Below are 8,515 nucleotides of genomic sequence, written 5' to 3'. Positions count from 1 at the left end.
GGTCACATGCAGAGCCGGATCGACGAGTTGCTGCCCTGGAATTACGCCGCCAAGGTGTGATCACAACACCGCTTACGGATTTCGCGTAAGCACCACGTAAGCACTTGGGAGCAAATTCCGGGGTTGTCGCGGGATAGAGTTTTCGGAGCGTCGATTCAGAAAGTCTATGTGAAGCAGTAGCTTATCGTGCTCTGGCGTGCTCTGTCGCGCAATTCGGAAAGGCCATTAAGCCAGCTCCGAAGGCGGAGGCCAGAGGTTCGAATCCTCTCGGGTGCGCCATCTCGCATTTGTTAGCACAAAAACCCTCTAAAGCCTTGAATGGAAAGGCTAAATTAGGTGTTCGAAGTCCGTTTTTCCGGCAGTAGGCCAGAGGCTCTAAAAACGCGAGTCTAAGCACGTTCTTTTTGCCTATAAGATTGGAATTTCTCCATATATTCCAAGGGCTTGATAAAAAACCCATCGCGTGTTCGAACGACTCCTCGAAGGTATGGGCAGGCTTGCCTGCATTCAGGAGCTTTTCCTCCGCCAGCGCCTTTTCTCGTTCAAGCTTTGCTATTCGCTTCTCATACGCAGATACGACCCCGTCGCTACTTGCGCCGACAATACGGTCAAGGAGCTTCTCGATCTGCTTATCTACCTGAGCAACGTTGGACTTAAGGGTTTTGGTGGCCTCACGCGCCTGACCAAGCCGCATGTCCCAAGCGTCTTTGAACATCGCACGTACAAGCTGGAACAAGCCTTCTGACGGCTCCAAGCTTTGCAGAACAGCCTCGAACTCGGCTTCGATGGCATCACGCTTGATCGACTTGCGATAGCTCTCGCAACCCTTGTTTGCGCAAAGGTAGTAAGGATACTTGCGGTGCTTTCCTTGCGACCAGCAAGCTGTCAGGGGCTTGCTGCAATCACCGCACTGGATAAACCCGCGCAGCGGGAAGTCTGCATTGATGTCCTTACGCGCAGGAGCCTTCGCGGTTCCCTTGAGGCGCGCTTGTATTCTCTCATGCGTCTCTAGGCTGATAAGACCTTCGTGCTTGCCTTTGCGAAGACTGACATTCCAATTCGGTGATTCAATGTATCCCGCATACAGAACGCGGGTCAGCAGATCAGTTACGCGCTGATTGCGAATCTCGCCGTTCGGCAGGTCTTTGGGAAAAGTAGGCTGTCGTTCCAGGAAACGCTTGACCTCGACTTGCGTTTCAAAACGGCCAGACGCAAAGCCTTCCAAGGCTTCTTGGATGACAGAAGCATTCGGCTCGTCCCGAACAAGCAGCTTTCCATGTCCGCTTGAGCGCTCGTAGCGATATCCAACAGGCGCTTGGAAGACCCAATAGCCGTTCTGCACGCGTGCGCGCATACGGTTGATGGTCTGCTCGCCGTTCTTCTGGCGTTGGTGTTGAGATACCGATGCCAGGAGGTTCTCGACAAGCTGAGAGTCTGAATCCTCACCAAACTCGATGGACGGGCTAACGAGAACGCCGCCTGCGTCAGCGATTTTGACCCGCAATTCAAAATGCGCCATCAGCCCGCGTGCTAAGCGGCTAATGTCGTCAATAATGACGGCGTGCGGATCGTCCCGACGCGAGTTTAGATAGCCCAACATTGCCTGCATGCCAGGGCGCGAGGTAAGGCTTCCTGATGTGTCGTCGCGAAAGACCTCAACAACGTCATAGCCCTTATATTTCGCAAACTCGCGGCAGCGGGTTTCCTGCGAAGACAGCCCATCGCCCCGCACAGTCTGCTTGGCGCTGGATACGCGACAGTAGATGACTGCCTTCTCTATAGCAGCCGAATTTTCGTTACCTTCATTCATGTCTCCTCCTCATCGTGGCGGAGCTTGGAATTAAGCTCAATATTTCCGTCGGTTAACTGATCTGAGACTACATGATTGAAGGAATCAGAGGGGGTTTCATTGCCGCTTTGTGATTTCTGTCCACATGCTTCTTGAAGCGGATGCACTTCAAACCCAAGATCGACAAACGAGACGACAACCGACCAAATGGCTTCGAGAAACTCTTGCTTTTGGTCTTCGTTCAGGTCCGATTTATCGAGCCAGTGCTGATACTTCTTGAAATCAACATGCACGACGTTGCGGGCGGAGGCCTCAAACGTGCAAGAAATCGACTTTCCGAATTCGGCGCGTTCGTCCTCACGGATATCGTCAAAATCTCCGTATTCCATAGTTCTAATTCCTAGTTCTATTATAGCAAAATCGCTGGAAAGCCGCAATTTTACTAGGGTTTCGGGCGATTCATCAGTGACTTAAGGCGGTTCTGTTTTCCCATTGCGGTCGCAGCAAAGTAATCACTTTGCATTGGTCGCTAGCTTCAGGAAAAACCACGCGCCGTCCCTGCACACCGTAGTAGGCGCAATAACTGACCGAGTGGCACGGTTGCCCGTGGCTCTTGTGGTGACGGCACTCATAGTCCCAACCGACGTGGGGAGTGCCCACGAGAGCGAAGAACGCGACCGATGCCCCAAAGCCAAGGAGGCGCGGGCGCATCAGAAAGGCACGCACCCACCGGCCAACGGGCAGGGCCTTGCGTTTGCGCGTGCGGGCGCGCTTTGCACCTATAACTTCAACTTTCAAATCACCCATGTCTCAGTCCTTCTCAGAGTATTTCAGGCGCAGAAGCGGTTTTTCGACGGGGTAGCCACCCTCAATTGGATTGCTTCTGGCCCAAGAAGCCCACGGTTCGACAAACCAGAAGGGCAAGCGATTGGCCTTGATCGGCGGTAGTGACTTGACGAACAGCAGCTGCTCGTCCGCTTTCATGAGTCTGATCTCGTCAGGGGCCATGAGTGGTCTGCCCGTTTCACTCAAGCTTTCGCCAACCTCGTCATTCTCGGATTGCCCAAGGCTGTAATTGCGGGTCTTGACCGTCCGCTGTCCCAAAGCGGCCGACAGCGACTGTGCGAGCCCGTCATCCTGGATAGCGAAGAACTGTTTCACCTCAGCTTGTGACATCACGGTTCGCGTGGTGTTCGGTCCGTAGATGCGCACAAGCTCCGAGAGCTCCTGCACGAAGGGCCAGAGACGGACGCGATACCCAGGTAAAGCAGTCAGGTTCTCCGCGAGACCGTTCATTTTGCCCATGTTGGCAAATTCATCGAGCAGGAAGAGAGCTTCCTTATCCCCGGGGGAACTGCAGACATCCTTGATGAACTGGTTGGCAACATTGCCCAACCATTCGCCGTGTGACTCGACCTTGCTCTGTGGCAGCATGGCGTAGAGCGAGGTGCCTTCTTTATTGAATTTACTGGGATCAAAGTCTGAACCGCTAACGCATTCACCGAGAAACCCAATTGGGTTGTAAATGTCGATCACCTGCATCGCGCCTTGCCGGAAGTCGGCAAACTGATCAGCGTTATCTTCAATCTGCGCGGCAAGGTCGTAGCCGAGATCACTGACCATCCCGAACAAGGCATCCGACTTCTGCATGTCTTGAGCGGCGCGCATGATCTTTCGCGGATTGGAAATCAGTCGCCAAAGCTCCGGTAGCGTACACAGTGCCGGATCACCGAGGGTTGCGAGGTGCAGCATTAGATCATGCATGATCTTACGTGCCCCCTCTCGGAAGTACCGGTTTCTTGAATCCTCCGGTTCGGGAAGGAGGTCGAGAGCCATAGCCTTCGCCAAGTCAGGTGCCTCTCGGCAACGAGCGGGATCATTGGCTGCATCAAAGAGCGCCTGCAAAGGATTGTACCGGTGCTGTGGCAGGCCATGCAGGCCAAAAGGATTTAAGAAGAACACCTTCTGTCCTAGGCGTTCAGCGCGATGCTTCGCCGTAACAGCGGCCAGTTCACCCTTGGGGTCAGTAACAAAGACCGATCCTTGAAAGTGCAACAGATTGGGAAGCACCACATTGATGCCTTTGCCCTGGCGAGCAGGTGCTACCGTCAAAAGGTGGCCCTTGCCGCGCATAAACAGCGGTTGGCCGTCCAGCATTCCCAGATAAAGCCCACGAGGATCGAGCAGGCCCGCTTCCTCACAATCTTCGAGCGTGGCGAATCGTGCCTCGCCAAACGTGCCGGAAGTCTTTTCGGCCTCTTTTCGTCTCTGGCGCTGTCGCCAGTTCTGATAATGACCGGTGATACCGCCAAAGGTGGCGACACCGCCAAGAGCCTGGAAGGCCCCAATATAGAGTTGCTCCGCAGCGTCGGGAGCCGAGCCGATAATCTCGGGCCAGTAAGCTCCAAGACCAATCAGGCCCATGCCCATCAGGAGGCTGGCGTTGGCAGAGTCTCGCTTCTTGTTATTAGAGCGTTTCACGGCTGATCATTCTCTTGCGGGTAATGGCGCGTCTGCGCTTGTCGTTGGTTTCAAATTCTTCGCGGTAGGGACAGTTTGCCGGATTGCCACCGGCGGCACGGCAATGAGCGGCATGCCCGCAAAGCGCGCAGAACGGTTGGATCGGTCGATAGGTGCGGGTGTGCTTCATCTGAATGTTCCGGTGTTGGCTTTGGGCTGTTGAGGCAGGGCGAAGCTCGCCCTGCCGGTTCGCGCAGGGCTACTTGCCCTTGCGTCCATCGCTGACCGCTTTATCGATGCGGTTCTTATCTTGGTGTGAGAGCCCGTTGGTGCTGACGTGACCGCCGCCCTTGCCGACCTCTTTGGCTTTCTGGGTCGAGATTTTCATTTCGTGTCCTTTGCATTTGGACCGGCGTTGATCAGCCGGTTTCGCTTTCGACACGTTGAAGATGAGGCGTTCACCGCCGAGATGCTCTGCTCAAAAAGAAGATTGATTTCCGCAAGTGTTATGCAAATCTCCGCACGGACGCGGAGATTTGCGGAGTCGGTTCGATGCCCTGGATTGAGACCGAAGACCACAACAAGAGACTTTTGGAGGCGCTCACGTTCTTGGCCAAAGAACGCGGTGCGCTGGGACGCCTTGCGGGTGCGTTGGATAGTGATCAGCGGATCGCGCTAAAAGACGCCGCCCGCAGTGGTGATCAGCACAAACGAAAGATCAGCTTGATTGCGCCGTCCACCATCGAGAGATGGCAGCAAGGCGGGCTTGAAAAGTTGATGCGAGCTCAGCCCCACAAGAAGCGGCTGGTCTATGAATTCTTGGAGCGGTCCGAGGAGTTTCGAACAGCCATTTACAATCCGTCACCCGATTTGCCTGACGGTTTTGCGGCATTTGTCGCCGCGCAAAAGGAGACCCTTTCAAAACTTCGCTTTGAAGGGCTCAACAATCTCGATGGTGTGTACAGGCTGTATCGAAGGGCTTGGACAACCCCCGCACGCAATGATCGCGTACTAATTTCAAAGTTGATATTCCAGACGGTGGGAGGCCTGACTCGATACTGGGAGGAACAGGACTATAAGGACGATGTGAGGGGCAACATATCCGTAGAAGAAACCGACGAAGGCGTTGCCTTCGCTTCCGGTTCGAACCTATTTCTTCTCGGATTTGGCAAGGACGAAGCGCGCATCAAATTCAGCGCAATCCATGCACTTAGACCTATGATCGACGGTGAAAAGCCGGTTCATGAATTGAGAGGAAGTGTCATGGGCGTGACGGGTGAAGGGCCTCACGCTAGCACGCTCTTTATCGCCTACAGAGCCAACAATGTGGACTTTCTGTCAGAAGTTGTACCTGCTATCGGCGTTGATAGGGACATCAGGTCATGGATAGGCTGTGCGCTTAATGGTGAGGCTTGATCGCGAACCAGATCATTGCCAGCAGTTGAGTGTTTGTAATTCAAACGCCTGCTTAGCAAATACTTATTCGAACTCCCAAAATCGCGAAACAGCAAGATGTGTTTTGTAGTACAAAACCTCTTGGCAAGGGGGCTCGCTGCGCGCCCCCGTTGCATCCCCCAGGCTGTGCCTCTTTCTGGGCATTGAACCCATTCCAGAGCCAATAGAACGTATCGTCGTTCAAACACTCGCGGGAGACTTCGCTCTCCCTGCACCCATCGATCAAAGGGTGTTCCTGCCCTTGTGAAATCCAGACCATTTCATGGAGACAATGCCATTGAGGCCACGCCGTGTGGCCAACCCTCCGCGGATTGGATGCGCGCCATTTCATGGAGACGATTTCATCGAGACAAACCGTCCGCCGATTGGATGCCGCTATCTTGCCGAAGATGGATCACGGCCAAGGGACATATCGCGTCCCTTGAAACCCTATCTCATTCAGCGTGCTTGAACATGTCCTCGACTGAAGTCGATTTGATATAGCGAGCCGGATTTTCACCCTCAGCAAGCACCGCAAAGTGCCGTTCGCCGCACTTGATTTTCGCTCCTTCTTTGTGGCGCAAATCATCCCACCAGCCACTTCCTTTTGTCTCGACGACAAAGTACAGTTTCTCCTGTCCGTCATCCTCGACCAGAACCGCCCAGTCAGGGTTATATGTTCCGAGAGGCGTCGGCACTTTGAACCACGGCGGAAGCTTTGCGTAGACCTTCACGGCCTCATTGGCTTCAAGGTCTTCTGCGAAGCGCTTTTCGACACCAGCGGAATCATAGACAACGTGCTGATAAACGGATTTCTGCGTTTCCAGCGTGTTCTTGAGGTAGCCCGTTAGCTCTTCCTGTTTGAAAAGCTCTTGCGCGTAGTAGTGGTCGTCCCCAATACGCTGATAGCGAATGCCGTCAACCAGTGCCAAGCGCTTGGTCCGATTGATTGCTTCCTCAGCAATGTCGATGAACTCCTGCGGGTTTTTCTTGAAGTCTTGCAATCGTCGGCTCTTTGTCAGGATATCGACAAGGCTTCTGCGCGTTAGGTGCGTCTTGTCCTGAAGATCGGTCAGCAAATCGGGAAGCTCGATGTCGCTCTCATTGATCGAAGTGAAAGCCGATGTATCACCTTCATTCGCCTGCACACCACCTTTGCCGATAGCAATGTCGGCTTTCCGAAACCTGGCCCGCGTTTTCGTGATTGGCGGCGCATCACGAATGGCAGTGGCGCAATCCTCAATGAGCTTCGGATTGTCGAAGTCCACGCGATAGGTGGTCTTGTGCTTGATCCGATCCCAAAGCTGCTTGAACTCTTCGCTCTCCAAGACTGCCTCGCGTGTGCGGATCGTCACCCGCTCATCCGCATTCTTGATATCGAGCTTACCTGCAAGCTTGCGAAGGATGTCCTTTATGTCGGCTTCTTGTTCGGAAAACTCTTCTGGCAGTTCGAGCGTATCGTCCTTGAGTGCTGTACGGAGCGTGTCCAGCACTTTGCCCCGTGTGTCTAGGAAGCCCTGATCTTTCAAGAAATCCCAGACTTCCTCAGATTTATCCACGCCAAGCGGCGCGACAGTGCCGTCCTCAGCAGTGACAGCCACGTTTGCGAACTGGTGCTTTTCGACCACGCCGAAGCGGATACCGGTATCGGCCTCGATCTCTTTCTGAAGGTTCTCTGCGAACTGTTCATAGCTCTCCGTTGCAATGACGGTCAGCGTGTTCACATCGAAGCCGCGCAAGCGGTTTCCGGCCTGATTGACGCAAAGGCGAAGGCCTCGCCCAAGTGTCTGCCGCCGTTCGCGCTCCGAACCCATGTCGCGCAGCGCGCAAATCTGAAAGACGTTCGGATTGTCCCAGCCTTCTTTCAGCGCTGAGTGCGAGAAGATGAATTTGAGCTTCGAGTCGAAGCTCAGCAACTTCTCCTTGTCCTTCATGATAAGGTTGTAAGCGCGTTCGGCGTTGTCGCGGTTGGCCTGGTTATTCTCAGCCGTTTCCGTCCAACCGCCTTTCTTGTCGATGGAGAAGTAGCCATTGTGCACTTCATCGGCCTCGACATCGAGATCGACCTTCTCGAAGAGTGTCTGATAGTCGGGATGCTTTGCCAGCTTCCGATACTCCTCCTCGAACATCAGGGCGTACTTGCCCTTCACGATATTCCCGTCTTCATCATACTGACGATAGAATTCCACGCTATCGATGAAAAACAGACTGAGCACTTTCACCTCGCGTTTTTGGGCCGCGAAGCGCATTTCCTTGTCCAGATGCTCCTTGATCGTACGGCTGATCATCAGGCGCTTCAGGTCGTCAGGATTGACCCCGCCGACTTCTTCTCCAGGTCGGAGCGTGACCTCACCGCCAGGCATGCTTAGCTCAAGCGATTCATTGTCCTTGCCAACGGTGATCGTGCCGACCCGAAAATTCTCGTAGATCGCGCGGCCTGTCTCTTGCTCAAGATCATCGCCGTCTTCGACGGTTATCACGTCTCTGCGCACATTGCCGCCGCGCAAGAAGTCGGCCTCGATCTTCGCGCTGATCGAGCCGCTTCGGTTGTGGGTCGATATCAGTTTCACATAGGGCTTGTTGTGGCCGCCCTCGACCTCAAGCGCTGCAACCTCGATTTGCTTCACCAACTCCCGTTCGTAGGCATCCACGGCATCAAGGCGATAGACCATGTGATGCTTGTCCACGTGGGTTGCCGAGTAGCGCAGGGTACAAAGCGGGTTCATCAACTGAAGGGCTTCCTTGCCGCGTCCTGTCATGCCGCCTTACCTTTCAAGAGCGCATTAGCGCCTGCTTTTCCGGAGCTTTGCTTGATGCGATGATCGCGGATCG

General features: G+C 54.3%; 8 protein-coding genes. 1 reads left to right on the top strand and 7 read right to left on the bottom strand.

Going from position 1 to position 8,515, the window contains the following annotated elements; all coding sequences use genetic code 11:
- Positions 1–181 precede the first annotated feature (181 nt).
- From RBB34_RS19545 to RBB34_RS19520, 6 genes are all read right to left on the bottom strand, one after another.
- Positions 182–1,810: a recombinase family protein gene (locus RBB34_RS19545; RefSeq protein WP_306120923.1), complete on the bottom strand. Its 1,629-nt coding sequence runs from the start codon at positions 1,808–1,810 to the stop codon at positions 182–184.
- Entirely contained in the window at positions 1,807–2,178 is a 372-nt protein-coding gene (locus RBB34_RS19540) for a hypothetical protein (RefSeq protein WP_306120922.1), read from the bottom strand. Before RBB34_RS19540 ends, RBB34_RS19545 begins: the two co-directional genes overlap by 4 nt.
- A gap of 73 nt (positions 2,179–2,251) precedes the next feature.
- On the bottom strand, positions 2,252–2,596 hold the full coding sequence (locus tag RBB34_RS19535; protein ID WP_306120921.1) for a hypothetical protein: 345 nt from the start codon (positions 2,594–2,596) through the stop codon (positions 2,252–2,254).
- Between the two features lie 3 nt (positions 2,597–2,599).
- Positions 2,600–4,270: a type IV secretory system conjugative DNA transfer family protein gene (locus RBB34_RS19530; protein WP_306120920.1), complete on the bottom strand. Its 1,671-nt coding sequence runs from the start codon at positions 4,268–4,270 to the stop codon at positions 2,600–2,602.
- Positions 4,257–4,439 (bottom strand): hypothetical protein, encoded by a 183-nt coding sequence (locus tag RBB34_RS19525; RefSeq protein WP_306120919.1) that lies wholly within the window; start codon positions 4,437–4,439, stop codon positions 4,257–4,259. The genes RBB34_RS19530 and RBB34_RS19525 overlap by 14 nt, the downstream gene beginning before the upstream one ends.
- A gap of 69 nt (positions 4,440–4,508) precedes the next feature.
- Positions 4,509–4,637, bottom strand: a complete 129-nt coding sequence (locus RBB34_RS19520; protein WP_306120918.1) for a hypothetical protein — start codon at positions 4,635–4,637, stop codon at positions 4,509–4,511.
- Between the two features lie 164 nt (positions 4,638–4,801).
- Here RBB34_RS19520 and RBB34_RS19515 point away from each other — a divergent pair, with 164 nt between their 5' ends.
- Complete coding sequence (locus RBB34_RS19515; protein WP_306120917.1) at positions 4,802–5,665, top strand: hypothetical protein; 864 nt, start codon at positions 4,802–4,804, stop codon at positions 5,663–5,665.
- 473 nt (positions 5,666–6,138) lie between these two features.
- On the opposite strand, the gene RBB34_RS19510 is transcribed toward RBB34_RS19515, so the two are convergent.
- The gene (locus tag RBB34_RS19510) at positions 6,139–8,442 is read right to left on the bottom strand and encodes a restriction endonuclease subunit R (protein WP_306120916.1); all 2,304 of its coding nucleotides are present in this window, start codon (positions 8,440–8,442) and stop codon (positions 6,139–6,141) included.
- Positions 8,443–8,515: the final 73 nt, after the last annotated feature.

This window comes from Roseitalea sp. MMSF_3546 (assembly GCF_030732865.1).
GTDB lineage: Bacteria > Pseudomonadota > Alphaproteobacteria > Rhizobiales > Rhizobiaceae > Roseitalea.
Note: the sequence above shows the minus strand (reverse complement) of the source record. Positions and strands in the feature narration are given on the sequence as shown.

Excerpts from the sequence above, each read along its gene's own strand:
- RBB34_RS19540 (WP_306120922.1), bottom strand. The coding sequence starts at position 2,178 with ATGGAATACGGAGATTTTGACGATATCCGTGAGGACGAACGCGCCGAA.
- RBB34_RS19520 (WP_306120918.1), bottom strand. The coding sequence starts at position 4,637 with ATGAAAATCTCGACCCAGAAAGCCAAAGAGGTCGGCAAGGGCGGCGGT.
- RBB34_RS19525 (WP_306120919.1), bottom strand. The coding sequence starts at position 4,439 with ATGAAGCACACCCGCACCTATCGACCGATCCAACCGTTCTGCGCGCTT.
- RBB34_RS19545 (WP_306120923.1), bottom strand. The coding sequence starts at position 1,810 with ATGAATGAAGGTAACGAAAATTCGGCTGCTATAGAGAAGGCAGTCATC.
- RBB34_RS19515 (WP_306120917.1), top strand. The coding sequence starts at position 4,802 with ATGCCCTGGATTGAGACCGAAGACCACAACAAGAGACTTTTGGAGGCG.
- RBB34_RS19535 (WP_306120921.1), bottom strand. The coding sequence starts at position 2,596 with ATGGGTGATTTGAAAGTTGAAGTTATAGGTGCAAAGCGCGCCCGCACG.
- RBB34_RS19510 (WP_306120916.1), bottom strand. The coding sequence starts at position 8,442 with ATGACAGGACGCGGCAAGGAAGCCCTTCAGTTGATGAACCCGCTTTGT.